A 26,999-nucleotide genomic window follows, 5' to 3' on the forward strand; every position below is an offset into this window, starting at 1 on the left:
AAAACAGAAAGACACGTTTCCTCCTGCCTTCGGCAAAAGCATAACACAACAAGAACCTAGCTGGAAGAAGGACTCCTTCTCACATTAAAAACACCATCAGAGATCCCAGCCCTTCCCCCCTTATCGGACACCATTCTGAAATACTCATACATAAGCTGCTGTGCACGCCTATTAGACACCCCCTCCACCCTTTCATAAGATCCAGAATCATCAAGACAATAAGCATGAGAAGTATCAGAAAAATAAAAAGAAAGAACATCTATGATGCGTTTTTTGGCAAAACTCCTCTCCACTGGCACAAGCAACTCTACCCTTCGTTCCAGATTCCTTGGCATCCAGTCAGAACTAGCAATAAAAACCTCCGGCTCTCCCCCATTCTCAAAATAGAAAATCCTGGAATGCTCTAGAAACCTATCCACAATACTGATAACAGAAATATTCTCACTTAACCCCGACACACCCGGCACAAGCATACACACACCCCTGACACACAAAAAAATTTCAACCCCCTCACAAGAAGCCCTGTACAAAGATTCTATAATATCCCTGTCCACAAGAGAATTGAGTTTTGCAATAATCCTTGCATTCTCACCGTCACGCTTCCTTGCAATCTCTCTATCTATAAGAAAAATAAACCTCTCCTTAAGATTTACAGGAGCCATTGCGAGCTTTTCCAGCCTGTTTACAGCCGTATACCCCGTAAGCATATTAAAAAAAAGCCCCATTTCAGTGCATAAATCCTCCCTGGCTGTCATAATCCCTATATCAGAATAAAACTGAGCTGTATTTTCATTATAATTTCCCGTAGAAACATGAACATAACGCCTGAGCCCGTCATCCTCATTTCTTATAATCATAAGAGCCTTGGCATGGACCTTAAGATTCCTTATACCATAGAGCACTGTAGCACCGGCACGTTCAAGCCTTCTTGCCCAGGCAATATTACGCTGCTCGTCAAAGCGAGCCTTAAGCTCAACAACAGCAACAACAATCTTACCATTTCTTGCAGCTCTCTCAAGAGCTGCAACAATAGGAGAATTAGTACTGGTTCTATACAGAGTCATCTTTATTGCCAATACACAAGGATCCACTGCGGCATCCTCAACAAGCCTGATAACAGGCAAAAAAGAATGATACGGATGAAAAAACAGAATATCACCTCGCCTGATATTATCCCAAATAGTAAGCTCCTCATCGTACTCAGGCGGCAGAAGAGCGGGCCACACCTCATTCTTAATATCCTGACGATTAACATTATATAAAGAAAACAGAGAAGAAAGAGCAACCGGACAACCAGCAAAAAAAACAGCAGCCTCCTCCAGAGACACATAAGAAATTACATCAGAGACAAGAGAAGAATTATTTCCTCTTATAAACAAAGCAACAGGCATACTTACTTCTCTGTCTTCTATCACAGCCTCCATAGCCTCTATAAAATCCTCATCCCTTTCCTCATCTACAGAAAGATCTGCATCACGCACAATCCTAAAAACAACAGAATCCTCAACCTCCATTCCGGGAAAAAGCTTATAACAAAAAAACTCCACAAGAGCTTCCGTAAAAACATGATAAGAACGCTTTTTTTCCGTAAAAAAGCAGAGAACACCATCTACAGAAGGAGGAATCCTGACCAGAGCCTTCTTTCCATCTTTAAAAAGGATATACACATATGACAGCTCACCATTGATAAAAGGAAAGTCCTCATCAAGCCCTATGGGAGTAAGAATAGGAAAAATCCTCTCGTCAAAAAAAGATTCCATAGAAGCTCTCAGAGAAGAACGCACAGACTCAGGAGAAACAACACTGATACCTTTTTCTTCTAGCGCAGGAAGTAAAGAAGATTTAAGCTCAGCATAGGCTAGAGAATAGAGCTCGCGAGCTCTATTCTCAATGGCAACAACAGCTTCAGAAGGCAACATCCCTGATGGACAGGTCTTAATATCTCCCCTCCTCCACTGTCTCCTTAGTGCAGCAACCCTTACCTTAAAAAATTCATCAAAATTAGAACCAAATATCGCAAAGAACTTTACCCTTTCCAGAACAGGAATATCGTCTCTTATCCCTTCTTGCAGAACCCTAGCATTAAATTCTACCCAGTTAACGTCCCTATTAAAGAAAACTCCATTCATACAAGTCTGATCCTCCTTGCAAACACATCTTTAAACAAATCCGACTTCTGAGCCAATGCATATTTTTCCGTGACAAGTTCTTCCTCTTTTTCTGTAAAGAGAACAACCTCATCTTCTGTTATATCCACAGAAATAGCCATAATCTTAGAAACATGCCCGCTATCAAGAGCATCTGCAACACGGAGAATAGCAGCAAGTTTTTTTGCAAGAAGAACATTATCAGCCCTTCTTGAAGAAAAGGTCTTAAAATCTCCCCTATGCATGGATACGACATCAGCAATTAACTCTATTTCTAAAGTAGAAAGACCAAAAAGTTCGGAATTTTTTATTATATAGCTACCATGAAGCTCATGTAACGCAGGATTAATATACCGTCCTACATCGTGAAGAAGAGCAGCAACTTCAAGAATAAGCCTTTCATATTCCGTAAGGCCATGTAAAACAGAAACAGAATCAAAAAGCATACAAGCCAGCTTTTTAACCTGCTCGACATGTCTCATATCACAAAAATACCTTTTTGCAAGATTCCGAGCAGAATCCATAATCTGTCTGTAAAAGTTGTGCTTTATACCTTTTTTATCCGGCATAGACATACTTATAAGAGCACCTTCTCGCATACTGACCTCTGGGACAATAATAAAATCCGCTTTTGTCTCCGCAAGGAAGTGGCTGTGAATAAGCAATGCAGGAAAAAGATGTTCGGCATCAGAATAAGAAAGAGAAAAACGTGCAACAAGCCTATCCAGACTCATAGCCTCTATTTCATCCAAAAAATCGTAAAAATAATCTTTCTCCACAGCCTTAAAAGAGGGGGATTCCTGTACTCCCTTTATAGAAGCCATAAAACGGGCATCTCCGCCTACTGCAATATATGTGGAAATATCTGCAAGTTTAAAATCCGTTTTAAGAAAAGACTTGGTAGCACTTATGTTTTCTTTAACAAGAAGCTCAATAGTAGCATTGTTCCTTTTACGAGGGGGAAGCTGCTTTAACAAGCGGACAGTACCCAAATCAAGAGAATGCGCAGAAACCATTGCCCCCCTGTCAAGAATGATTATGTCCGTGCTTCCACCACCTGATTCTACAACAAGGCTGCCGGATTCATAAAAAACAGGATAGTTTCTGAGAGCTCTATCAACCGCCAGATAGGTAAGATGATTTTGTTCTAGGCCTTCAACAACTTCTATATTGTATCCAAGTTCAATTTTTATTCTATCTATGATGGTATCTCTGTTTTCTGCATCTCTCAATGCGCTGGTAGCTATGGCACGCACATCCTGAGTTTTGAGCCCCCATGAGGAAAGCAGCTCTTTATAGTCCTTTAATATCTTTCTCATTGCTTTAAAAACAGGCTCAGAAACAAAGCCGTTTTCAAAAACATCCTTACCAAGCGCACAGTTTCTCACAGCTCTATCAAGAATTTTAAAATCTTTACCTGGGATAAGCTCTGCTATTACCAGACGCAGGGCTATGGAACCTATATCGAGAACAGCTACTGCTTTTTGATTCTGGCCTTTTGTCATTATTAATACTATATATGATTTTTCTATCCATTTACATATTCTTCTTATTGAATAAAACATATATTTTGATATAGTAGAAATATGGAAACATACATACCTGTCCTCTGGGCTATAGGAGGGCTTGTTCTTATTCTTTCCGAGTTCTGGGTATCCGGCTTTGTTATATTTTTCTTCGGCACAGGAGCAATAATCAATGCTATTATAACCTATTTTCTTCCCATACGAGACAACATACCTCTCCAGATTTTACTCTGGGCAATAAATTCCATGCTTACTCTTTTTCTTTTAAGAAGATTTATAGCACCTCTTTTTGCAGGAAAAACAATAGATCCGGAAAAGGATACAGAAGGAGAGGGAGAAAAGGTTCTGGTTGTAGAGGATATAAGCTCTGACAAACCAGGCAGGATAAGATACAAAGGGACATTCTGGACTGCCATAACTTATGATGAAGAGCCTATAAGAAAGGATTCTTATGCAATCATCCTGGAAAAAGAAGGGTTAAAATTTATCGTAAGTGCAGCAGATGAGCCTTTATTTGATAAAACTCAGAATGATTAAGAAAGCGTTATTTTTTTAAATAATTAATAAAAAGGAGAAGAGAACATGGGGACTTTTTTATCTTATCTGATAAGCTTTTTTATCCTATGGCTGGTGTTCACCATATTTTTCAGACTGATACGGATTGTACCGGAACAGGAAGCGTGGATTGTCGAGCAGTTTGGTAAGTATCGCAAGACATTAGGTGCAGGATTGCATATTATTATACCTATTATCCAGAAAGTGGCATATAAGCATACACTTAAAGAACAGGTAATAGATGTGTCCCCTCAATCATGTATAACCAAGGATAATGTGCAGGTTACTGTCGACGGAGTGCTTTACCTAAAGGTAGTAGATCCTGTCAAAGCAAGCTACGGTATAAACAATTATATATATGCTTCTATACAGTTATCTCAGACAACAATGCGTTCCGAAATAGGAAAAATAGAGCTTGATAATACTTTTTCTGAGCGTGATACCATCAACAACAATATTGTAAAAGCTGTAGATGTAGCATCCGACCCATGGGGTGTAAAGGTTACACGTTATGAGATAAAGGATATAACACCTCCATTATCTGTTCTGGAATCCATGGAACAGCAGGTAATGGCAGAAAGAGAAAAGCGAGCCCAAATTCTTGAAAGTGAGGGAGAAAGAGAGGCCAATATCAATACTGCCAAGGGAGAAAAGCAGAGCGCAATAAATACTTCGGAAGGAGAAAAGATCGCAAGGATAAATAAGGCAGAGGGAGAGGCTTACTACATAAGGACAGTTGCGGAAGCAACGGCAGAAAGTCTGGAAGAGGTTTCCAAGGCAATTGCAGAACCAGGCGGGAAACAGGCTGTAAAACTCAAGATTGCTCAGGACTTTATAGCAAAACTCAACACCATACTCAATAGTTCCAAGACATCTGTTATGCCACTGGATTTGAGCCAGATTAAGGCGGTTTTTGATACAGCAAGTAACTCCGGTCTTATAAAAGGAGGTAAATAATGGGTGAATTTATACTTATTCCTATTTTTGTTGTTCTCGGGATAATAGCTTTTATTTTTATTATACAGATTTTTAGGAGTATAAGAATTGTCCCAGCACAGACTGTTCTTATCGTAGAAAGGCTTGGCAAGTATTCCAAAACCCTGGAAGCAGGGTTCCATATTCTTGTGCCGTTTATAGATGTAGTACGGTATCAGCATTCTTTAAAAGAACAGGCAATAGATGTCCCCAGACAAACAGCAATTACCAAGGATAATGTCAAGATAGAAATAGATGGTGTTCTTTATTTTAAGGTAGTAGATCCTGTTAAAGCAAGCTACGGAATAACCAACTATGCATATGCAACAGTGCAGCTTGCTCAGACTACAATGCGCTCTGCCATAGGGCTTCTTAATCTGGATAAGACTTTTGAAGAAAGAGATAATCTCAATGCTCAGATTCTCAAAGAGATATCGGATGCAACAGAGCCATGGGGCGTACAGATTATAAGGTATGAGATACAGAATATAAATGTTCCTCCTACTATTTTAAATGCCATGGAATACCAGATGAAGGCAGAGAGAGAAAAACGTGCCAGAATAGAAAAAAGCTTAGGAGAGATGGAATCTTCTATCAATTATTCTCAGGGATATATGCAAAAACTTATTCAGGATAGTGAGGGAGAAAAGCAGTCTTTTATAAACAAAGCAGATGGTAAAGCAGCAGAGATAAGGGCTCTGGGGAAAGCTACTGCAGAGAGTATACGTTCTCTTGCAAAGGCGGTTTCATCTTCTGCAGGAGAAGATGCTGTTATGCTGCAAATTTCTCAGGAATATCTAAATACGCTGGAGAGTATAGGAAAGGATGATACGTCTATAATCCTGCCTCTTGATATATCGGATGTGGATAAGGTTTTGTCCAATCTTAATAAATATATAAAAGGATAAGTTTTTTCTGCGGAGGGGAAAAAAGCGGGGACGCTCTATGAGCGTCCCCGCGTTCATTTTATAATAATAATCAGGGTGTTACTCTTTTCCTGTCACGGGGAAAAAGGCTCGCTTCTTTTACGTTGGCAAGTCCAAGTATTTTTTGTGTGAGCCTTTCCAGTCCTATTGCAAAGCCTCCATGAGGAGGACATCCGTATTTGAAGATGTCCATGTATCCTCCAAGGCCTTCTTCCGTAAGGCCAAAGTGAGGCAGTACTTCCTTTAACATGTTATAATCGTTTATGCGGCGTCCGCCTGTTGTTATCTCAAGTCCGCGAAACAAGAGGTCAAAGCTCTTTGTACTTCTGCCATCCGGATAGGTGTAGAACGGCCGCGCTCGTCTCGGAAAGCTATGGACAAAGACCGCTTCTATGCCGGCTTCTTCTGCTGCCCAGTCACACAGTACTCTCTCCGCCTCAGGATTGAGCTCAAAGAGTTTTTTGCCGGCTCTGTCAGATGCTATTTTTTTTGCTTCATCATAGGGTATTCTGGGGATTTTACTTACTTTGTCAGGATCAGGTACTGTGGCACCCCAAAGGTTTAATATATCCGCATGGTTTTTTGCTGTCTCTTCAAAGATGTAGGACAAAATCCCTTCTTCCAGGTCCATAAGCTCGTGCTCGCTTTCTATAAAGCCCATCTCAACATCCATGGATACGTATTCGTTGAGGTGTCTCGGAGTATCGTGTTTTTCTGCTCTGTATGCCATACCTATTTCAAAGACCCGCTCAAGTCCGGATGCTACCATGGCCTGCTTATAAAACTGGGGGGACTGTGCAAGATAGACCTTGTTATCAAAGTAATTGACTTCAAAGAGCCCTGTCCCTCCTTCTGTTCCGCTAGATATTAGTTTGCTTGTTTTTATCTCTGTAAAATCCTTGCTGCGAAGGTAATCTGCAAAATACTTTACAAGTCCTGACTGCATCTGGAATATGCTTCTTATCTTTGGATTTCTGAGTGATATAAGTCTGTTGTCAAGTATGGCTTCTATGGAGAGTTGTGAGGGATCCTGATTTACAGGTATGGGAAGATCCTGCTCCGCTTTTGCAAGTACTTCTATACTGCTTACGTGTATCTCTGCTCCACCTTCTGCCTTGTCACTGGCTTCTACTTTTCCACTTGCGCTTATAACATACTCATGGCCTATATCAGGGCTTCCCTGAAATACAAGCTGTATCAACCCGCTCCTGTCTCTCAAAAGAACAAAGGATATTCCCCCAAGCTCTCTTATCCTGTGTACCCAACCCTGTACTGTTATTTCTTTTCCTATGTGCTGTGATACTTCTTTTGCCAGGGTTCTCACTCAGTGCCTCCTCTTATTATATCTATCAGAGTTTTTCTTGCCTCTTCCGGATGGGCACGTCCTGATGTACGTGCCATAAGTTTTCCCATAAGAAAGCCAAGAGGCTTATCATCACCTGCTTTTACCTGGTCTGCTGCCGTGCTGTTTTCTTGTATAACAGCATTTATATGTGCATAAAGCTCATCTTTGGATAACTGCTTCCAACCTTTTTCTTCTATAATTGTCAGAGGGTCTTTGTTCTCTTCAAATATTGCTATCAATACCTGCTTTGCTATTTTACCGTGGATCTCCCCGGTTTTAAGCAAACTCATGAGTGATACAAACCTCTCAAGGCTTAGAGGACTATCCGTCAGTTCCATCTTCTGTCTGTTGAGCTGTCTTGCGACATCCCCCGCAAGCCATGATGCTGCAACTTGGGGCTCTGCACCTTTTTTCACTGCAGTTTCAAAGAAATCTGCTCGCGCTATCTCCTCACAAAGATAATCTGCTTGCTGCTCCGTAAGGCCATAACTTTTGATAAAGCGCTGTTTTTTTGCAAGAGGAAGTTCCACTTGGGCTTTTTCCACATCCTCAAGGAAGCTCTTATCTGGTCTAAAAGGAGGCAAATCCGGCTCGGGGAAATATCTATAATCATGAGCGCTCTCTTTTGTTCTCATGGGTTCTGTGACATCCCTATTTTCATTCCAAAGCCTTGTTTCCTGTATTATGGGTTTGCCTTCATCCATCAGAGCTGTCTGCCGTTCTATCTCATAGTCAAGACCAAGCCTTACAAAACGGCTGGAGTTGAGGTTTTTTATCTCTACTTTTGTACCAAGCCCCTGTCCCTTCTTATTGATAGAAACATTGGCATCACATCTTAAAGAACCCTCTTCCATGTTACCGTCACAGACCCCAAGGTATCTTACCATCTTTCTGAGCTCGTGTATCAATGCTTCTGCTTCCGCCCCGGTGCACATATCAGGCTCGGTAACTATCTCAAGAAGAGGTGTCCCTGCTCTATTATAGTCACAGAGAGAAACATCTCCTGCATGTATCATCTTACCTGCATCTTCTTCCAGGTGAACTTCGTGTATTCTTACACGTTTTGTTTCTCCTGATATCTCTATGTCTATGTATCCATCACGTCCTATGGGGTCTTCAAACTGGGAAATCTGATAGTTCTTGGGCATATCTGGATAAAAATAATTCTTTCTCGCAAATACGGCACTATCCGCCAGTTTGCAGTTTAATGCCCTCGCTACTATGTATCCCATTTTTATCGCCTGTTCGTTGAGATTGGGTAAAACTCCTGGATACCCCAGACATACGGGACATACATTGGTATTGGGTTCATCACCAAAATTTGCCTTACAGGAGCAAAAAACTTTACTTTTGGTCAAAAGCTGGATATGTATCTCTAGACCTATAAATGACTGATACACGGCTAACTCCATAGTGGTAAATATTTTTCTGGATATTCTATCGTAAAAACTTCTCTAAAGGCTCTTGCCGTATCAAAAAGCCTCTTTTCCGCAAAAGCAGGTCCGACAAGCTGCATACCAACAGGAAGGTTATTCTCCTGTCCGGCAGGAAAGGCAAGGGCAGGTACACCGGCCATATTGGCTGTTGTTGTAAACTTATCAGCCATTTTCTGCTGAAAAGAAGAAAGTCCTGCTTCTCCATGCAAGAATGCCTGTGTGGGAAATACCGGCATGAGAAGTACATCACTCTTTTTAAATATCTCATCAAGAGCCATTCTTATTGCAGTACGGATTTTCTGAGCCTTGTGGTAATACTTGTCCTGAAAGCCAGACCTTAAGACAAAAGTCCCCAGAAGTATTCTTAGCTTTACCTCGGGACCAAAGCCCTCACTTCTTGATTTTTCTACAAGTTCTTGCGGATTTTCCGCCCATACTGTTCTGTGTCCGTATCTTATTCCCGTATACCTGGCAAGGTTTGCACTTGCTTCCGCAGTAGCTATTGTGTAGTAGGCAGGAACAACATAATCCAAGACAGGGAGCTCAACATCAACTATCTCGTATCCAAGGGATTTAAATCCTTCTTCTGTCTTGGTATAGACTTTTGCTACAGCATCATCCAGCCCCAAGTCTCCTCTGAGTACGGCTATGCGTTTTACATCTGGAGAAACTTCTTCTATCTCAACAGAAGACTGGTCCCGATCATCCTCACCCTTTATAATATCATAGACTTTTTCTACAATATTTATATCCCTTGCCAGAGGTCCTATTACCTCAAGGGAGGAGGCATAAGCAACAAGCCCATATCTTGAGACCGTACCATATGTAGGCTTAAGACCATATACACCACAGAAGGCTGCAGGCTGTCTTATGGAACCTCCAGTATCAGTTCCTAAGGCACAGGGGACAATCCCCGCTGCAACGGCTGCAGCACTTCCTCCAGACGACCCCCCTGCAACTCTGGAAGTGTCCCAAGGATTGTTTGTAATTTTGAGAGCAGAATTATCGCAGGATGAGCCCATTCCAAATTCATCCAGGTTTGTTTTACCGGCAACAACCGCACCTTGTTCTATAAGCTTTTTTATTGCCGTTGCACTGTAAGGGCTGGATAGGTTTTCTAGCATCTTAGAACCACACGTAAGAGGAAAGCCCTCAACAGCTATGTTGTCTTTGACACCGCATAAGAGGCCTACAAGTTCCCCGCGTTTTTCCGCAAGGTCATAGCCTTTTTTTATATCCACGGAGAGAAAAGAACCTATTTCCTTATCCCTCTGCAAAAGTTTATCTTCATACGTGCTTATATCAGCTTCTTTTATTGGCTTGTAATCCATAATAACTCACCTTTTTTACAGAACATTGGGAATAAGAAAATATCTATCTTCTTCCTCGGGGGCTGCATCAAGCAGCATGTCGTTGTCCGGGAACTCTCTTACTACATCTTTCCGAACTCTATTTTTCTTTACCAGAGCGTGTGTAGTGGGCTCCAGATTATCCACATCCAATTCTTCCATCTTTTCAAAATACGCAAGAATTTGTTCCACTTCTTGCATAAATTTTGCAAAATCTGCTTCTTCTAACCTCAATGAAGCAAGTTCTGCCGTTACTTCCAATTCTTTTCTATCCATAGTATTTGACTTTTACATGGTATTGGCCCTTGCGTCAAGGCACAGACAATGATACACAAAATTGCATAAATATACAAGTTTATGCATAACATGCAGTTGTAACCAAAGGGTCTTTTTTGTGTTTTATTTTATAAAAAAGGCACGCAAGCGTAGTGCAGTGTGCCGTTCGGTATTATATTTTATCGGACAGCATTTTAAATTGACCTGATAAAGGAAATTGGTTATATTATGTTGCACACATCTTCAAAAAAAATCGTTGACGGAGCACACAACAGTGCTACAATAGATAAAAATTGCACAGGAGCAACAGTGACAGACTCAAAATTTCCTCAAGTGCATCTCTATGACCAGGACTTGGTAGAGCTATACAATCAAAGCTGGGCGCTATTGGAGGATTTCTGGCAAACAGGAGATAGCAAAAACGGCTGGGCAAAGAGATTTTTTGCCTACTCCGATGACAATGTTATCAATCTCGTAGACAGTTGTATGTCCACTTTTTTTCTGGTATACAGCAATAATGAGTATCCAGCAACACCTCAGCTTGATAATTTTTATAGCAAACAGGAAGAAAATGGTGCAATCAGAGCCAATTACCGCTTGGATACGGGAGAACCATACATAAGCCCGGATAATCCAGAGGGGCTTGCTTTGCCGCTTTTTGCCTGGGCAGAGTATAATGTATATCACAAGATTGGCAACAAGAAGAGAATAAAAGAGATAATGCCAGTCCTTCAAAAATATTATGACTGGCTAGAAAGCAATTTTCGCGATGAGACAGGCCTTTACCATGCCCCACTTGCTGCAACAAGCATCCCTGTTGCAACACGCGCAGAGACTTACTACCCTCTGGATTTTAATGCTGTAATGGCTCTCAATGCCTATTATATGGCAGAGTTAGGAGATTTGCTCAACGATAAGGATCTTAGCTTCTACTATAAAAAACGCTATTTTGCCCTCAAAACACGCATCAATAATATGATGTGGGATGAAGACTCAGGTCTTTATTATGACCTCGATAAGGATAAAAACAAACTGACGATAAAAACATTGGCAGGATACTGGACACTGCTTACGGAGATTCCCGGAGAAAATCAGATTCAGAAACTGATTGCCAATCTCAAGGACCCGGAACTCTTTGGCACGGAGCATCCTTTTCCGGTAATATCCGTAGACGATGCTCAAAAAAACCCTCAAGAAAACTGTATCTTTTTTGCCGTATATCCTGCATACACATTTGTCCTGATAAAAGGCCTCAGCAATTACGGTTACCACGAGATGGCAAGAGAAACTGCCATGAGGCATCTTTATTTTATATTGGACACACTTCATCCAGGAGAAAATAAAAAAGGCTATCTGTGGGAAGCCTACAACCCCCACAAAGAAGGCCCCGCACAATGCCAGACAGAGGGCTTTCCCAAACAAAATAGAATACTTCATATAGCTTTATCCACAATAACCCTGATGATAGAAAACGTAATAGGCCTTATAATAAGCCTTCCCAGAAAAACAGTAGACTGGATAATACCCACCCTTGAGATAATGGGGATAGAAAACCTCTACCTCAAGAGAAACTTTATCACAATACTCACCAACAAAAACAACATGGGCTGGGAAATCCGTCTGGAATCCGAAAAACTATATTACTTTACAATAGATATACTTGGAGTCAAGAAAAAGACGCTACCAATCCCATCTGGAAAATGCTCGATACTGATTGACAAAATATAAAAAACCGAACGGCTGATACGCCTGATAGCGTATCAGCCTTTTTTATCAGCCATGAACCTTTTTTGCAGCCTCCAGCGCAACCTCTACCATAGCAAGCATACCTTTCTCACGCTCCTCAGAACTTGTAAGCTCACCTGTAACCAGACTGTCACTTACAGTAAGAAGGGCAAGAGCCTTTGCCTTATTTCTTAGAGCAATCGCATAAAGAGCAGAAGTTTCCATCTCTACGGCAAGAATACCATTCTCTGCCCACAACTTCCACTCATCAGGATCATGCTGATAAAAAGTATCCGTAGAAATGACCCCTCCAACTCTAGAAGGCAGATTTTTCTTGGAAGCTGCCTCGTAAGCCGCAGAAAGCAACCCAAAATCAGCCCATGGAGCATAATCCATCCCTCTAAAACGTCTCTTATGCATAGAAGAATCAGTGGAAGCAGCAGAAGCAAGCACAAGATTATACAAACCAAGATCAGGCTGCAAACCACCACAAGTCCCTACTCTTATAAGAGTCTTGACCCCATAGTCACGGACTAGCTCTTCCGTATAGATAGAAATAGAAGGCATACCCATCCCAGTCCCCTGTACAGAAACCTTCATTCCATTCCATGTTCCAGTAAAACCCAGCATATTCCTTACCTGATTATAACACTTAACATCTTCCAAAAAATTCTCGGCAATCTGTTTTGCCCGCAAAGGATCTCCTGGAAGAAGCACAATATCTGCAATATCTCCCTGCTTTGCCTCTATATGTATACTCATAAAGCCTCCATAAAATAAAATATATATAAATCTTATAACCTTTCACATTCCTGTGCAACACAAAACTCATAGGGATTAAAACGACTCCCGATAAAATGAGAAGAACCCCTGAGAGGCTCAACAGAAGAAATAAGACCTTTCTCCACAAAAACACTTAGATTCCTATACCGCCATACAAAACTCGGAGTACTGGAAAAAAGCCATTCCCAAGAAGCAAAGAACTCCGCTCTATCCGCACAGCATTTTTTAATATCATCTTCCCACACATATTCTTGAGAAAGCGACCACTTATCTGCTACCATACCAACAATATCTTCCGGTAAAACATCAACATAATCACAAACACATCCAACATTAGCCCTTACAGAAGAAATCGCCCTACTTTCAAAAAAACCACAGACAGGCCTCAGAGCAGAAGAAACAACAGAAGAGTCAGAGGAAACAAGCAAGGTACTGTGAAGCATAATCCTTCCCTGAGCAATCTTAAAAGCAGCACCAGAAACTTTCTTTCCATCAGATAGAAAAATAGCAGAACGCTCATCTATTTTTGTCTCAAGTCCAATACCAATAAGCACATCTGATAAAATAAGTGCAAGAAAATCTCTATTGCATTTTCTATCGGATATAAGACAAAAATTGATATTACCACTGTCATGATAGACAGCCCCTCCACCGGATATTCTTCTTGCAAGATTGATATCATTCTTTTTAAGAAAAAGAGGATTACATTCCGCCCAGGGGTTTTGGAAGCGACCTATGACCACAGACGGACTATTGGCATATACAAAGAGCACCTCATCCTCTGTATTGCCAAGAAGATACTCTTCATATGCCAGATTGAGATATACATTATCCGACCGAGAAAATATTACTTTGCGCTTCACGATTAATATGTGGCACCACTGATTGTTACCTGCCAAACATACCAGCCATCATCGCCCTCTTTCATCTTAAACTCAATAGGTTCATTGGTATATGTCCATCCACTGACAGTTGTTGTGGCAACATCACCTGATACAGAGACAGCTCCATGAGAATAACTATTTCCTGAAGGAAGCTTTTGCCCCAGGGTATTGTTATAATCTTTTACATTATCATAGTTGGGAGCATCCGGGTGATAATTGGTATAAACCTCAGAAGGTGCATTATTAACATCATCAAAAAACATATCTATTCTCTCTTCTATACCTATCTTGTTCTTAAGATCACAGGAAAAAAGCATAAAAACAATACCAACAAGCAAAGAAAATATTATAACCCTATTTATATTTTTCATAATAGCCTCCGTTATATATCAGCCTGTACAAGATATGGTACAAGCCTTTTATCAAAAAACTCAAGAACAGACATATAAGCTCCGTAGAACTCGTTCCATCTGTCATAGTCCCCCGTAAGAACCTTGGCCCGAAGAGGTATATAAAGCCTGACAATCATATAACGCCTGAGAGACAATGCAGAAAGTGCATAATATCTGTAGTTAAAACCAAGGTAAGCAGACTGAGAGGTAAGAGGATCTATTTCTTTTTTTCTATATTCTATTGCAACATCCCTGCCTTTTTCTTTTTCTATTCTATTAAACTCCTCAAGCTTTCTGTCTATTATTTGTTTTAACGCATTCTGCTCTTTTTTTAATGCATCAGCTTTGTCCGCATAAGATTCAAGCTGAAACATGACAGACTCAAGTGCGGATAAAGGATCCTTAAGCATCTTAGCACTTCTTTCCTTGTTCCATGCAGAAAAATCAAGAGGTTTCCCGTGAGAAGAAAACTTCTCAGAAGGAGGAGCCCCAAGCTCAACAGTAACAGCCTCTTCTGGTCCCAGCGCAACCGACTGTCCTTGCGCTGTCACCTCAACCTTTCCTGATAAGACATGGATAAGAGAGCTTCCGTCGCTTGCACTTACAATGGTAAACTCTGTTCCCCTGACACCACATATTGCTCCTTGTGTCCGGGACATAGGCTCTGTTCCTGAGAACTTGCCAAACTTATAGCTAACCTCTCCCATCAGAGCTGCAAAACCGGTCTGTTTTTCTTCTCCATAAGGCATATCCTCCACAAGAAAGACAGAATCCGGACCAATCTTTATGGTAGTCCCGTTACCCATCTCAAGCTCTACAAAGCCGTCAGAAGAGGTAACAACCCCTTCTCCGGGCATAAGTACATCTCCTATAAAAAGCTCAACAAGTCCTCCGTTCTTTTCTTTTTTATCTGCCCAACCCTCAAGATAAGAAACAGTAATTTCCTGAGAAAAAGCATAAGACAACAGGAGAAAAAAGGTTAAAAAACCAATTGTCATTTTTCTCATAGGGCAGGCCCCCTTATTCCCAAGATAGAAGGAATACCTTTTACAGGTCTTCCTATAAGAAGCATAAACTCACCTCCCGCAGTATCAATGATAACACAGTTAGTATCCTGGTTAAGATAATTCTTCTGATATGAATCTATTTCCATCTTTATACCCGGCCACAGATCTGAAATACGCTCGGGATAAAAAATTTCCCGTATCGTATAATCTTTGAGTTTAAATCCGCCGGAAGAGAGATATTGCCAGAGAGACTGCATATCGGTAGGCGTGCTTATTATCTCCGATTCAAAAAGAAAAGGCAGCCTGCTCACAGCAGTCAGCGCTGTTATATCTCCTTTGTTGATAAGACTGATAACAATGTCCACATCCTCCCTGTCTGCTCTATACGGAAGAGACTGACATGATGTAAGAATAAATAAGATGATAATAAGTAATACTATTTTTTTCATATTCTTCTCCATTTATCAAAATTCAATTCCTACAGAAAGTCTTATATTGGGAGCAAAATGGAACTCCCAGCCTCTTGCCTCAGGAGAAAAAAGATACTGTCCCACATCAGGAACCCAATATCTTTCTCTGAGAGGGAGCTGAGCTGCCAAATAGCCCAATCCCCCTGCCTCAGCAAAAAATCTACCAAAACGAAATCTATATCCTGCATACGCAGAACCCAAAAGTCCGTACGAGAAACGCTTGGCATAGCCAATCGTATTTGCAGGATAGTTGTTACCAATATCATCCACAAGGTCCTGGTTAACATCTGCTACAGCACCTGTAGAAGTATATCCTCCAAAGCCAAGTCCAAAAACAAAGCCTCCAGAATCAGGGCTTACGTACAAAATCATGATAGAAGAAGCCCAGGATTCTCCCATAGTACTCTCATCATTTTCCATACTTTTAAAGTATATACCATAAAGCATCGTAAGGTTAAATTCTGTATAAAAATCCAACCATAAAGGCACACCAAGTCCCATCTCCTGTCCAACAACAAGATAACCGCCGGGATTATAGAAAAAATACAATGGCTTCTTCTCTCCTGCAAGTTTTTCTTCTATCGGTGGCTCGGAAAGAGTTTTCTGGTAAGCAGAAATGAGTTCTTCCTTTGCCCTATCAAGTCCTTCTGTAGAAACAGAGTTTTCAAACCTTTGCATGAGCTCCGTAAAGAACAGTTCAGCCTGGTTTTTATCTCTTCTGGCATAGTATATGAGGGCTGCCTCCTGTGATTTTATAAAAGCCGATTCCTCGGGTAATATATCCGGCACACTAAAATCAACATAAGTGATTTCTCCCTCTGATATTTTTATACTTTGCCGATAGATTACTGTTTCTGTCCCTAGCCTGTTCTGAGTTATTGTAAGTACATATTCTCCCGCAACTACATTGACAAGAGATACAAGGTCATCTCCAGCATAAAAATCATTGATATACACAGAATAGGATAATGATAAGCCGTTGTTGTTGAGAGACAGCTCGCCATATCCCACATGGGAACCGCTCAAAGCATCTATCATATCTGCAACAAGCCTATCTGTTGCAGAAAATATCCCAAGCAATGATTTTGTACGCTGCTCTTTTACAAGGCTTATTTTTCCTTCTTGTGCATCAAAAACAGAAAGCTCCGACACTATAATACCATCATCCAGAAATATTCTGCCAAATAAAAGATTATCTAACCTTTTTTCAAGACAATAGTCTGACATCTCCTGCTCGGAAGCAAAGTCTGCACTAATATAGTTCTTGATTACTTCATAACGATTGAGAAGATACAAAGAGAGAATAATGGTATCCTGAATTGTCTCGGCAACCACGCTATACTCATCTGAGCTAGTCTGGTTCTCCGGTAAAAAGATTTCTATGCGCGCCTTCTCCTGGGCGAATGACAAAAATGAGGATAAAACTATAATAAGACACGCAAAAAGGCGTCGCATCTGACTACTCCTTTTTATATAATAACACAGTTTTTATGTTTTTGCTCTCTATGCTGTTGTTCTTCCTAAGAACATATTATATTACATTAAGATATATATATACAGTAATGAATACTTTTATTGATAAAATAGTGTCAGTAAAAAGACTATAAAATAAAGAATGGAGCTTCTTTTATGGACAGGCAAGAGATTTTAAAGCTACTAAAAAAAAACAGGTACAATCCTAGATTGATGGGGTTTTCCGCCCTTGACAGATATTACAGATTTTATGATGACCAGTATTATCTCTTGATAAAGAGTTCTGCTGATATGGTAGCTCTTGCACAAATGTTTGATAATCTTATTTTCCCATCTATGTTTGCAATAGAGGCTGCAATAGTAGAAGAAGATTCTGTTGTTCTATTTTCAGAAGAAGGAATGTTTTCTTACTTACCGGAGCTTAACATTACAGCAGATCCTTTTTCCAGAAGGTTTTACATGTCTGATTCGGCTATAAAAAGTATAAGGAGTAAAAAACTGGAATGCGCAGGAGAGTATTCCATAAGGGATGTGTTAAATATTGCAATTATGATTTCACGCTATGATTTTTCTATTGAAGGAGATTTCTTTCCAGATATGAAGTCATATATGCCATCACAGGATGAGCAAAGAATTTTTCTGTCATTGCTTATGAGTTCCTATAAGCCTTGGAAAGGTCTCTCTCTGCTTGATAAAAGCGGTTTATTGTCCGTACTGTGGCCTGAGCTGGCAAGAATGAAGGATGTAGAACACAGTAAAGATTATCATCCCGAGGGTTCTGTCTGGCAACATACACTGGAAGCTTTGCGATATCCCAAAAAAAGGTTGTTGCCTGTTACTCTTGCTGTTCTTCTGCATGATGCAGGAAAACCTCTTGCTACGGAGCAGGATGGGAAACGTTTCTTTGCTCATGCAAATATAGGAGAATCTATAGCCCGCTCATTTCTCAAGCGACTTGGATTTTCAAGCTCTCTTACAGAGGATGTTGCTTTTCTTGTTAGACACCATATGCTGCCACATGCTCTCCCTTCTTTGCGTCCTTCTTCTGTCAGCAATGTATTGGATTCTCCTCTTTTCCCTATGCTTCTCGAGGTGTATCGTTGCGATTTATTTTCTACTTTTAAAGGTCCGGATAGTTATCACCGCTCCTGTAAGGCTTACAAGGCTTATCTTAAAAATAGAAAGAATCCATATAAAAATATGGATTTTAAAAAAGATGTTAAGCTCTTTGTAGAATAAAAAAGCACCGCCTGAGCGGTGCGTTCGGTCTGTTATTTTATTTTTTTTCTGAGGAAATCCGATAAAGAGTCCAGACTATTGTCTATAAGGGTAGCTTGTTTTTGCTTGTTTAAGGCTTCTTTTAATCGGTCAGGCAGTGGGGGGAATTCTCCTGTTGCCTGTTTTACTACTTCCAAAAACTTGCCTGGATGAGCTGTAGATAGGCTTATGATATTGTGTGCAGGGTTCTTCTGCATATATCGCTCGGATGCAAGTACTCCTACTGCTGTATGGGGATCCAAAAAAGTCTGCTTTTTTTTGTGATATCGGCTAATTGTTTCCAGTGTTTCCTTGTCTGATATGCTGCAACCTGTTATATGCTCTGCCATTTTTTCTCTGCTTCCAAACAATGCCTTAAGTCTCTCAAAATTACTCGGATTCCCAACATCCATGGCATTGGAAAGGGTGTGCAATGATGGTCTTGGTTTGTATTCTCCGCCTGCGAGATATTGGGGTACCACGTCATTGGCATTGGTTGCAGCTATAAATCCGCTTGTCGGCATCCCCCAGATGCTTGCATATACTCCTGCTGTGAGATTGCCAAAGTTGCCGCTGGGCACGCAAAATACCGGCGCTTTGTCTGTGTCTTTGAGCTGTGCATATGCGTATACATAATAGAACGACTGAGGGATAAGTCTTCCAAGATTGATGGAATTTGCACTGGTAAGATTAAAGGTGCTCCTAAGCTCGGTGTCCATGAATGCTTCTTTCACCATTCTTTGACAATCATCAAAAGAGCCTTTTACTTCCAATGCATGAATGTTGGCTCCAAGTGTCGTAAGTTGCTTTTCCTGTAGAGGGCTTACCCTGCCGGAAGGATAGAGGATAACAACATCTATGTTTTCTTTTTTATAGAATGCCTGTGCAACAGCGCTGCCCGTATCCCCGGATGTTGCAGTAAGTATAACAGCTTTTCTATGTTCCTGCTTTAAGAACTCTTCCATACAAGTCGCAAGAAAAGAGGCTCCAAAATCTTTGAAAGCACAGGAAGGTCCATGGAAGAGTTCCAGAAGATACAGCTTGTTATCAAGATGTACAAGCTCAGGGGAAAAAGGAAAGGCTTTTTCGGCTATTTCTTTTGCTTTGTCTTTATCAAAGTAGTCGGGGAAGAGCGCAGTTATAAGCTTGCCTGCTATAGCTGTAAAATCCATGCCAGGATTAAGAGAGGCAAAAAGTTCCTGCAAATCAGGATGCTTTACTGGATGGTAGAGGCCTCCATCAGGGGCAAGTCCCCGAAATATAGCCTCCTCATAACTCACAATATGTCGGATATCTCTGGTACTGCAAAACTGCATTTTTGCTCCTTACAGGCCTTATGCTTTAAAAAAGGCATCGTGGACTGTTTTTATTGTTTTTTGTCCCTCTTTCTCATCAACAACAAAGGAAAGATTTAACTCCGATGAGCCTTGAGCTATTGCATGGACATTAATACCGGCCTTGCCCACAGCATCAAATAGCCTCCCGGCTATGCCAGGCGTTCCTCTCATGTTTTCTCCCACAATAGCGACGATTTCCAGATCATTTATGCAATCAAACCGAGATACAAGTCTTGCTCTCTTTTCATATTCCAGTGTTTTCTCAAGTGCAGAGATTGCTTTTCTTGCCTCACTGCTTCTACAGACAATACAGATACTATGCTCGGATGATGCCTGAGAAATCATTATTATATTTATTTTTGATTCTGCAAGTGCGGAGAAAACCCTAGCTGCTATCCCGGGAGTACCCATCATTCCGCTGCCTTCTATATTTATGAGCGACACACCTGGTATGGAGGCTATACCTGTAATAGGCCATTTGTGTCTTTTTGCATCTTTTACTATTCTTGTGCCGGGGTAAGATGGATTCATCGTGTTCTTTATTACTATCGGAATATTTTTCTCAACAGCAGGAATCATAGTATAGGGGTGTATAACCTTTGCACCAAAAAAGGAAAGCTCCATAGCTTCTGCAAAAGAAACCTCTTCCAGAACAAACGCATCTTTTACTATTCTGGGATCAGCACTTAGAACTCCGTCCACATCCGTCCATATCTCAACCTCGGAAGCTCCAACACCCGCACCAACTATAGCGGCACTATAATCAGAACCGTTTCTTCCCAGTGTTGTTGTAACACCTTCTTCTGTAGAACCTATGAATCCAGTTACGATATATATATTGTCTCCTGACAGCCTTTTTTCTATAAGACCATAAGTTGTCTCAAAATCTACAACAGCTTCTCCGTGGCTTGCATCTGTTCTTATAATCTCTCTTGCATCAACATATTCTGCTGCATATCCAAGAGATTTTATATAAGCCGATATAAGATTGCAGTTGAGCCTCTCTCCAAAACTTGCAATAAGATCCTTGCTTCTCTTGGAGCACTCTTTTACAAGTTCCACTCCGTGCAGGATATCCTTTAACTCATCCAAAAGCCCAGATAAAACAGAAAACACTTCTTCTTTTTCTTTTTCATCAGCTATTAAACCATCCACCGCTGTTTTTTGCTTATCCGTAAGAGCAGCAAAATCTTCCCTATAACTGGCATCTCCTTTTTCTGCCTTATCCGCCATTGTAAGGAGCATATCTGTTACACCTTTCATGGCAGAAAAAACAACAGCAATCCTCTCCGTCTTTGCAATATCAAGAACAATACTGACTACTGTCTTTATCCTATCCGCATCTGCAACAGAACTTCCGCCAAACTTAAGAACTTTCATGTTTGCTTATGCCTCCAAGTTGTGATACAATTTCTAGAAAATAATTACAGAGAAGAGGAGTTTTATCAATATACACATTGATGTATAGATATGCAAAAAAAGCCTAAAAAACATAAAATTATTGCATTTTTTTCTATTTTTATTCTTTTCTCGGTAATTTTATTCGCAAGCTGTAAAAGTATAAAAGATACAGTCTCTCAGCAACCCAAAATAAACCAGATAGAACCCACATCACCAACTCAAACGCCAATGCCACCTCAAAAGCTGATAGAGGAACAGCAGATAAAAATACCATCCGGATTCTTTCCTGTTACAGATAATACAGGTCCTATAGCCTTTATACCAGAAAAAAACAATGAGGCGGTACTATTCCTATGTACCAAAGAAAAACAATTTACAATATATACCCTTTCAAGGAAAGAGAGAATATACGATATAGAGTCATTTGCTGATTTTTATGCAATATGGCTGGAGAAAGGGAATCCACCTCATAAGATAAAACTGGGTAAATATCCCCTTTTGTACCAAATACAAGAAAAGACAATAACAGAAAATGCCATAATGTATATTTTTTCCTTTCTTACAGCACAAAAGAAAGTGGATGCCATAATCAGTATATCACAGCAGTCCCCTCCGACTGTAAACTTTTTTGACACAACTCCAGACAAAAGCATAGATATAGAAGATTATAACGATGACAACATACCGGATATACTTGTAAGAGAAAATCTTTTTGAACAAGGAACAGGAAAAGAAACATTTCTATATCTATATAAGTGGAACGGCCACGACTTTGAGATTTCTCATTCTCTGGCAGTGGTAAGAAGCCTTAATAACTTTTTCTATCAGACAGTATCCGAACTCCAAAGAGGCGATCTAGAATCCTTTTACAATCGGGCGGTAGAAGGAAGACCAGCCAGCATCTGGCAAATATTTGTGCCAGAAATAGGAACAGCACCAAAAACTACAGGAAGTATACTGATTACATTTCCGCCTTTGTTTGAAAACCCGTTCCCGGACAATGCAAGACCTCTCAGTACTATAAAAATACCTGTAAAAGTAGAAGCAGAAGGAAAAACTTTTATTGCACACGCACAGCTGCAAATATGTAAATTCCCCTTTACCCGCAAAGCTTTTCTCTTTGTGATTGACAGAAACGCCCCATGACCTTAGAGTATGCCCATGAAGTACAGAATAGAAGGCGGATTCCCTCTCAAGGGAACCATAAAAGCAAAAGGCAATAAAAACGCAGCCCTGCCATGTATAGCCGCCTGTCTCCTTACGGACGAGCCGGTAATACTCAGAAACATACCCAACATACAGGATGTAAAAGTAACCCTATCTATAATACAGGATTTGGGAGCAAATGTAGAAAAAATAGACAACAACACTTATAAAATAACCACAAGCGACATAAAGAGCTCGGAGCTCCCTCCTGAGAAGGCAAAGCTCATACGTGCCTCAATACTCTTCGCAGGCCCATTGCTTGCAAGAACCGGAAAAGCGATACTCCCCCCACCGGGAGGAGACGTGATAGGCAGGAGAAGACTGGACACTCATTTTCTTGCCTTTTCAGAGCTTGGAGCCCGTGTGGAAATAGACGGTGTTTTTCGTATAAGTGCAAATAAGCTCGTAGGAGAAGACATCTTTCTTGATGAAGCCTCCGTAACAGCAACTGAGAATGCAATAATGGCTGCCGTACTTGCAGAAGGCACAACAGTATTGCGCAACGCAGCATCAGAACCACACGTACAGGACCTATGCAACATGTTGAGCAATATGGGAGCAAAAATAAGCGGCATAGGCTCCAACATCCTCACGATAGAAGGCGTAAAAAAACTGCGCAGCACTGACTTTTCTATAGGTTCCGACTATATGGAAGTAGGCTCCTTTATAGGCCTTGCCGCAGTAACAAGGGGAGAAATAACAATAGAAAACGCAAGCCCTCAGCACCTCAGGATGATAAAACTGGCCTACTCCAAACTGGGAATACATTGGGAACAGGAAGAAAACACAATACGCGTCCCATCCCCGCAGCAACTCAGAGTAATCCCTGACCTGGGCGGCATGATACCCAAGATAGACGACGCACCATGGCCCGGATTCCCGGCCGATCTTACAAGCATAATGACAGTAGTCGCCACGCAGGTAGAAGGCACAATCCTCATACACGAAAAAATGTTTGAATCCCGCATGTTCTTTGTAGACAAGCTAATAGAAATGGGTGCAAGAATAATCCTCTGTGACCCGCACAGAGCAGTAGTATCCGGCCCCTCCCGCCTGAGAGGCGCAGAACTCACATCTCCAGATGTGCGAGCAGGCATGGCAATGGTCATAGCCGCACTCTGTGCAGAAGGAAACAGCCTGATACACAACGTATACCAAGTAGAAAGAGGATATGAAGACCTGGTAGGCAGACTCAATAAACTGGGAGCACAGATAAAAAGAGAAAAAGCGGATTAGACTGAACGGGCAGCCCGTCATACGGCAGGCTGCCCTTTTCTGTAAGCAAAAACTATCAAAATCGTTATTTTAACATAAGATTTATCATAGTTATATCATCCGCAAGATGCCCCTTGGAAATCCAAGTATTCACAGCCTCATCCACAAGAGAATCAAAAGAAGAAAAATCATTCTTATATGCACTCTTAAAAAGCTCCAATACCCTCTCGTCGCCAAACCTCCTGCCATCCATATCCAGAATATCGGAAATACCATCGGAATACGCAAATATACGCATTCCTGGCTGAAAATCAAGCTTAAAAGCACAATCCACACTCAAGTTGCTATCCATACCCAGTGGAGGAAGATTAGCCTTAATACGCTTTATTGAAACCTGCCCGCCATCCTGTACAAAGGCATAAGAAACAGGAAAACCGCAATTAAATATGAGACAGCCGGAAGACGGAGAAACAAAAATAAAAATACCGGCCACAAACACATCTGCAGGCAAAATATCCGCCAAAACATTATTGACAAGTGCAACCGTCTCCTCCGGCCTCCTGGCAGCAACCCTTTTTATCATAGAAAAAACAGCCCCAAGTGCACTTGTAGCAAGAGCAGCGGATACATTCTTACCCATAACATCAAAACAAGAAGCCATAACCCCGTCAGCTGCAAGCTCGGAAAAAGAAAAAAAATCCCCACCAATCATATAAGCCATACGGTTATAAAAAGAAAGCTCCACATGTTGGGAAGCAAAATTCCTATGACGCAAAAGAGTAGCCTGCATTTCCCTTGCCCGCTCCATCTCTCGCCTATTTATTTCATTGAGATAGCGTATCATCTCTCTAAGGCTTATAATCCCTGCAAAACTCTTTCTGTACTCTACAATAAACCATCCAGAAAGCTCGGAATCCCTATTCTCATCAAGAGCTTCCGCAACAAGAACATCCACATAATCCAAAGCATCCACAAGCCTGGCATCTACGACATACTCTTCAAGCTCACCATGAAAAATCTTTTTTATTGCAGTATCCACAGAAGCAAGAAGATCCGATTTACTAACAAGACCAATGACAGCACCGTTTTTCTCAACTGGCACAACATCTATGCCCTCGCTATCCATATAATCAAGAACCCACTCTACCTCAGAGTTGATACTGACAGGCTCAATATATCTTGCTATAGAGCCCACATGCATAAAGGAAAAAGAAGATGTGTTACTAATAGTCCCCATAACATATCATTATCATATCAATGAGATAAAAAAACAATACCTAAAACATGTCAATAATAAATAATTACTTGTCATAACAGATTAAAAAAAGGCACTGCGAAAGCAGTGCCGTTCGATATATAAAATCAGATTTTTTCCATTATCTTTGCAAGACGTTTTGCAAAACCCACACTGTCCTTTGGCTTTTGTCCAGCAAGAAGGATTGCCTGGTCAAGAAGTATGTGAGCCATGTCTTTTGCAAGCTCATCATCTGCCTGTTCAATGCGCTTTATAACTGGATGTTCCGTGTTTATCTCAAGTATAGGCTTGATATCGGATAGGGCATCCTGCCCCATTGCCTTAAGCAGCTCTTGCATCTTGAGGGAAGGTGTAAACTCATCAAGTACTATACAGGCAGGTGAGTCCTCAAGTCTTACAGAGGCTATAACATCCTTGACCTCGTCCCCAAGTATTTTTTTGATTTTTTCCGCAACTGTTTTTCCCTCCTCTGCTTTCTTCTTCTTTTCCTCGTCATTGATAAACTCATCCTCTGCCTTGCTTGTGTTTACCGCCTTGAGCTCATAGTCTTTGTACTTGCCTATAAGAGGCACAATAAGCTCGTCTATCTCATCGTCCATTATAAGCACTTCTACATTCTTTTTCTTATATGCCTCAAGCACAGGCGCATTCCTCAACACAGCCTCGTCCCCACCGCTTATATAGTATATCGCCTTTTGCTCCTTATTGTTGATTCTTTCTACATATTCAGCAAGGGAAGTATAACCTGCAGCAGAAGTGGATTTAAAACGAACAAGGTCAACAAGTAAATCCTTATGTGCAAAATCAGAATAAAGTCCTTCTTTTAAGGGCTTATTGTATTGTCTTATAAACTCAAGATATTTCTCTGGCTCTTCCTTTGCAACTCTTTGACATTCTTGCAAAAACCTCTTTACAGTTGCATTTCTTATGTTTGCAAGAATTCTATGCTCCTGTAGCATCTCACGGCTGACATTGAGAGGTAAATCCTCGGAATCTATAATACCACGCAGAAACCTGAGATATTGGGGCAACAGCTCCTTATCATCCTCTGTGATAAAAACACGCTTTACATAAAGCCTTATACCAGGCCTATAATCCGCAGAAAACATATCAAAAGGAGCCCTGCGCGGAACAAACAAAAGACTACTGTACTCCATTGTGCCCTCTGCCTTGATATGAAGATAAAAAAGAGGCTCCTCATCATCTCCTGATATATTCTTATAAAACTCCACATAATCCTTATGCTCAAGCTCGGATTTGGACCTACGCCATAAAGCCTGAGCAGAATTAACCTGTTCCTCTTTCTTGTTTCCTTTATCATCCTCGTAAGAAAGATATATGGGAAAAGCAATATGATTGGAGTATCGCTTGACAATCTCCCTTATCCTCCACTCGGAGGCAAACTCCTTTGCATCCTCCTTGAGATGCAGTACAATACTCGTACCATGTCCTTCCCGCTTGGCCTTATCTATCTCATACTCACCCTTACCATCGCTTACCCAGCGCCATGCCTGTTCCTCGCCAGCCTTTTTACTTATCACTTCAACCCTGTCAGCAACCATAAAGGCACTGTAAAAGCCCACACCAAATTGTCCGATAAGCTCAGAATCCTTTTTCTCATCGCCAGACAACCTGGAAAGAAACTCTCTGGTACCAGACTTGGCAATAGTACCCAGATGCTCCACAAGATCTTCATCGTTCATACCAATACCCGTATCTGACACAGTAAGCAGCGCCTTATCCTTATCAAAAGAGATATCAATCCTGGGAGCAAAATCTAGCCCTTTATAAGCATCATCCGTAAGAGTAAGAATCTTAAGCTTATCAAGCGCATCCGATGCATTGGAAACGAGCTCGCGCAAAAAAATCTCCCTGTGGGAATAAAGAGAATAGATTAGGATATCAAGCAATCTGTTAACCTCAGTCTGAAAATGATGCTTTGCCATTGCACAACTCCTGTCATTAAATATTTGTAAAAAATATAAAAATATAAAGCAAAAGAGAAAAGAGGAAAAAACAAATTATACCGAACGGCAGCCCGCCCTTACGGGACGGACTG

At 40.9% G+C, this 26,999-nt stretch carries 23 protein-coding genes; 7 read left to right on the forward strand and 16 right to left on the reverse strand.

Features of this window, described 5'->3' with window-relative positions; translation table 11 throughout:
• Positions 1–56 precede the first annotated feature (56 nt).
• Both ppk1 and WKV44_01140 read right to left on the reverse strand, forming a co-directional pair.
• Positions 57–2,129 carry a polyphosphate kinase 1 gene (gene ppk1 / locus WKV44_01135; GenBank protein MEM5947141.1) on the reverse strand — a complete coding sequence of 691 codons (2,073 nt, stop codon included), beginning with the start codon at positions 2,127–2,129 and terminating at the stop codon, positions 57–59.
• Positions 2,126–3,712, reverse strand: coding sequence for an HD domain-containing protein (locus tag WKV44_01140; GenBank protein MEM5947142.1), 1,587 nt, complete (start codon positions 3,710–3,712; stop codon positions 2,126–2,128). Before WKV44_01140 ends, ppk1 begins: the two co-directional genes overlap by 4 nt.
• 21 nt (positions 3,713–3,733) lie before the next feature.
• Between WKV44_01140 and WKV44_01145 the strand changes: the two genes are divergently transcribed.
• From WKV44_01145 to WKV44_01155, 3 genes are read left to right on the forward strand one after another with little or no spacing between them, the layout of a single operon-like run.
• Entirely contained in the window at positions 3,734–4,210 is a 477-nt protein-coding gene (locus tag WKV44_01145) for an NfeD family protein (protein ID MEM5947143.1), read from the forward strand.
• A 45-nt stretch (positions 4,211–4,255) separates the two neighbouring features.
• Complete coding sequence (locus WKV44_01150) at positions 4,256–5,185, forward strand: stomatin-like protein (GenBank protein MEM5947144.1); 930 nt, start codon at positions 4,256–4,258, stop codon at positions 5,183–5,185.
• Positions 5,185–6,111 (forward strand): stomatin-like protein, encoded by a 927-nt coding sequence (locus tag WKV44_01155; GenBank protein ID MEM5947145.1) that lies wholly within the window; start codon positions 5,185–5,187, stop codon positions 6,109–6,111. Before WKV44_01150 ends, WKV44_01155 begins: the two co-directional genes overlap by 1 nt.
• A gap of 70 nt (positions 6,112–6,181) precedes the next feature.
• On the opposite strand, the gene aspS is transcribed toward WKV44_01155, so the two are convergent.
• The 4 genes from aspS to gatC are packed head-to-tail and all read right to left on the reverse strand — an operon-like array spanning position 6,182 to position 10,535.
• Positions 6,182–7,453, reverse strand: coding sequence for an aspartate--tRNA(Asn) ligase (gene aspS / locus WKV44_01160; GenBank protein ID MEM5947146.1), 1,272 nt, complete (start codon positions 7,451–7,453; stop codon positions 6,182–6,184).
• On the reverse strand, positions 7,450–8,874 hold the full coding sequence (gatB, locus tag WKV44_01165) for an Asp-tRNA(Asn)/Glu-tRNA(Gln) amidotransferase subunit GatB (protein ID MEM5947147.1): 1,425 nt from the start codon (positions 8,872–8,874) through the stop codon (positions 7,450–7,452). Before gatB ends, aspS begins: the two co-directional genes overlap by 4 nt.
• A gap of 2 nt (positions 8,875–8,876) precedes the next feature.
• Positions 8,877–10,241 carry an Asp-tRNA(Asn)/Glu-tRNA(Gln) amidotransferase subunit GatA gene (gene gatA / locus WKV44_01170; GenBank protein ID MEM5947148.1) on the reverse strand — a complete coding sequence of 455 codons (1,365 nt, stop codon included), beginning with the start codon at positions 10,239–10,241 and terminating at the stop codon, positions 8,877–8,879.
• Positions 10,242–10,256: 15 nt separating this feature from the next.
• Positions 10,257–10,535, reverse strand: coding sequence for an Asp-tRNA(Asn)/Glu-tRNA(Gln) amidotransferase subunit GatC (gene gatC / locus WKV44_01175; protein ID MEM5947149.1), 279 nt, complete (start codon positions 10,533–10,535; stop codon positions 10,257–10,259).
• Between the two features lie 309 nt (positions 10,536–10,844).
• Between gatC and WKV44_01180 the strand changes: the two genes are divergently transcribed.
• Positions 10,845–12,263, forward strand: a complete 1,419-nt coding sequence (locus tag WKV44_01180; protein MEM5947150.1) for a trehalase family glycosidase — start codon at positions 10,845–10,847, stop codon at positions 12,261–12,263.
• Positions 12,264–12,308: 45 nt separating this feature from the next.
• Here WKV44_01180 and deoD read toward each other — a convergent pair whose 3' ends face one another.
• Genes deoD through WKV44_01210 form a run of 6 tightly spaced genes read right to left on the reverse strand, consistent with a single transcriptional unit; the run spans position 12,309 to position 17,251 of the window.
• Entirely contained in the window at positions 12,309–13,022 is a 714-nt protein-coding gene (gene deoD / locus WKV44_01185; protein MEM5947151.1) for a purine-nucleoside phosphorylase, read from the reverse strand.
• A 32-nt stretch (positions 13,023–13,054) separates the two neighbouring features.
• Positions 13,055–13,906 (reverse strand): lipoate--protein ligase family protein, encoded by an 852-nt coding sequence (locus WKV44_01190; GenBank protein MEM5947152.1) that lies wholly within the window; start codon positions 13,904–13,906, stop codon positions 13,055–13,057.
• A 2-nt stretch (positions 13,907–13,908) separates the two neighbouring features.
• On the reverse strand, positions 13,909–14,298 hold the full coding sequence (locus tag WKV44_01195) for a hypothetical protein (GenBank protein MEM5947153.1): 390 nt from the start codon (positions 14,296–14,298) through the stop codon (positions 13,909–13,911).
• An 11-nt stretch (positions 14,299–14,309) separates the two neighbouring features.
• Positions 14,310–15,326 (reverse strand): FecR domain-containing protein, encoded by a 1,017-nt coding sequence (locus WKV44_01200; protein ID MEM5947154.1) that lies wholly within the window; start codon positions 15,324–15,326, stop codon positions 14,310–14,312.
• Positions 15,323–15,775, reverse strand: a complete 453-nt coding sequence (locus WKV44_01205; GenBank protein MEM5947155.1) for a lipoprotein — start codon at positions 15,773–15,775, stop codon at positions 15,323–15,325. The genes WKV44_01200 and WKV44_01205 overlap by 4 nt, the downstream gene beginning before the upstream one ends.
• 15 nt (positions 15,776–15,790) lie before the next feature.
• The gene (locus tag WKV44_01210) at positions 15,791–17,251 is read right to left on the reverse strand and encodes a hypothetical protein (protein MEM5947156.1); all 1,461 of its coding nucleotides are present in this window, start codon (positions 17,249–17,251) and stop codon (positions 15,791–15,793) included.
• Positions 17,252–17,425: 174 nt separating this feature from the next.
• Here WKV44_01210 and WKV44_01215 point away from each other — a divergent pair, with 174 nt between their 5' ends.
• Complete coding sequence (locus WKV44_01215) at positions 17,426–18,508, forward strand: HD domain-containing protein (GenBank protein ID MEM5947157.1); 1,083 nt, start codon at positions 17,426–17,428, stop codon at positions 18,506–18,508.
• 32 nt (positions 18,509–18,540) lie between these two features.
• Here the strand turns inward: WKV44_01215 and thrC are convergent, their stop codons facing one another.
• The gene (thrC, locus tag WKV44_01220; protein MEM5947158.1) at positions 18,541–19,842 is read right to left on the reverse strand and encodes a threonine synthase; all 1,302 of its coding nucleotides are present in this window, start codon (positions 19,840–19,842) and stop codon (positions 18,541–18,543) included.
• Between the two features lie 18 nt (positions 19,843–19,860).
• Positions 19,861–21,243, reverse strand: a complete 1,383-nt coding sequence (locus tag WKV44_01225; GenBank protein ID MEM5947159.1) for an aspartate kinase — start codon at positions 21,241–21,243, stop codon at positions 19,861–19,863.
• 90 nt (positions 21,244–21,333) lie between these two features.
• Between WKV44_01225 and WKV44_01230 the strand changes: the two genes are divergently transcribed.
• Together WKV44_01230 and murA are read left to right on the forward strand one after the other, a co-directional pair.
• Positions 21,334–22,410 carry a hypothetical protein gene (locus WKV44_01230; protein ID MEM5947160.1) on the forward strand — a complete coding sequence of 359 codons (1,077 nt, stop codon included), beginning with the start codon at positions 21,334–21,336 and terminating at the stop codon, positions 22,408–22,410.
• A gap of 15 nt (positions 22,411–22,425) precedes the next feature.
• Positions 22,426–23,706, forward strand: coding sequence for a UDP-N-acetylglucosamine 1-carboxyvinyltransferase (murA, locus tag WKV44_01235; GenBank protein MEM5947161.1), 1,281 nt, complete (start codon positions 22,426–22,428; stop codon positions 23,704–23,706).
• 64 nt (positions 23,707–23,770) lie between these two features.
• Here murA and WKV44_01240 read toward each other — a convergent pair whose 3' ends face one another.
• Entirely contained in the window at positions 23,771–24,922 is a 1,152-nt protein-coding gene (locus WKV44_01240) for a SpoIIE family protein phosphatase (GenBank protein ID MEM5947162.1), read from the reverse strand.
• A 125-nt stretch (positions 24,923–25,047) separates the two neighbouring features.
• Positions 25,048–26,886 carry a molecular chaperone HtpG gene (gene htpG / locus WKV44_01245; GenBank protein ID MEM5947163.1) on the reverse strand — a complete coding sequence of 613 codons (1,839 nt, stop codon included), beginning with the start codon at positions 26,884–26,886 and terminating at the stop codon, positions 25,048–25,050.
• Positions 26,887–26,999 lie beyond the last annotated feature (113 nt).

It is taken from the genome of Spirochaetia bacterium 38H-sp (genome assembly GCA_039023545.1).
In the GTDB taxonomy this organism is placed as follows: domain Bacteria; phylum Spirochaetota; class Spirochaetia; order Winmispirales; family Winmispiraceae; genus Rarispira; species Rarispira pelagica.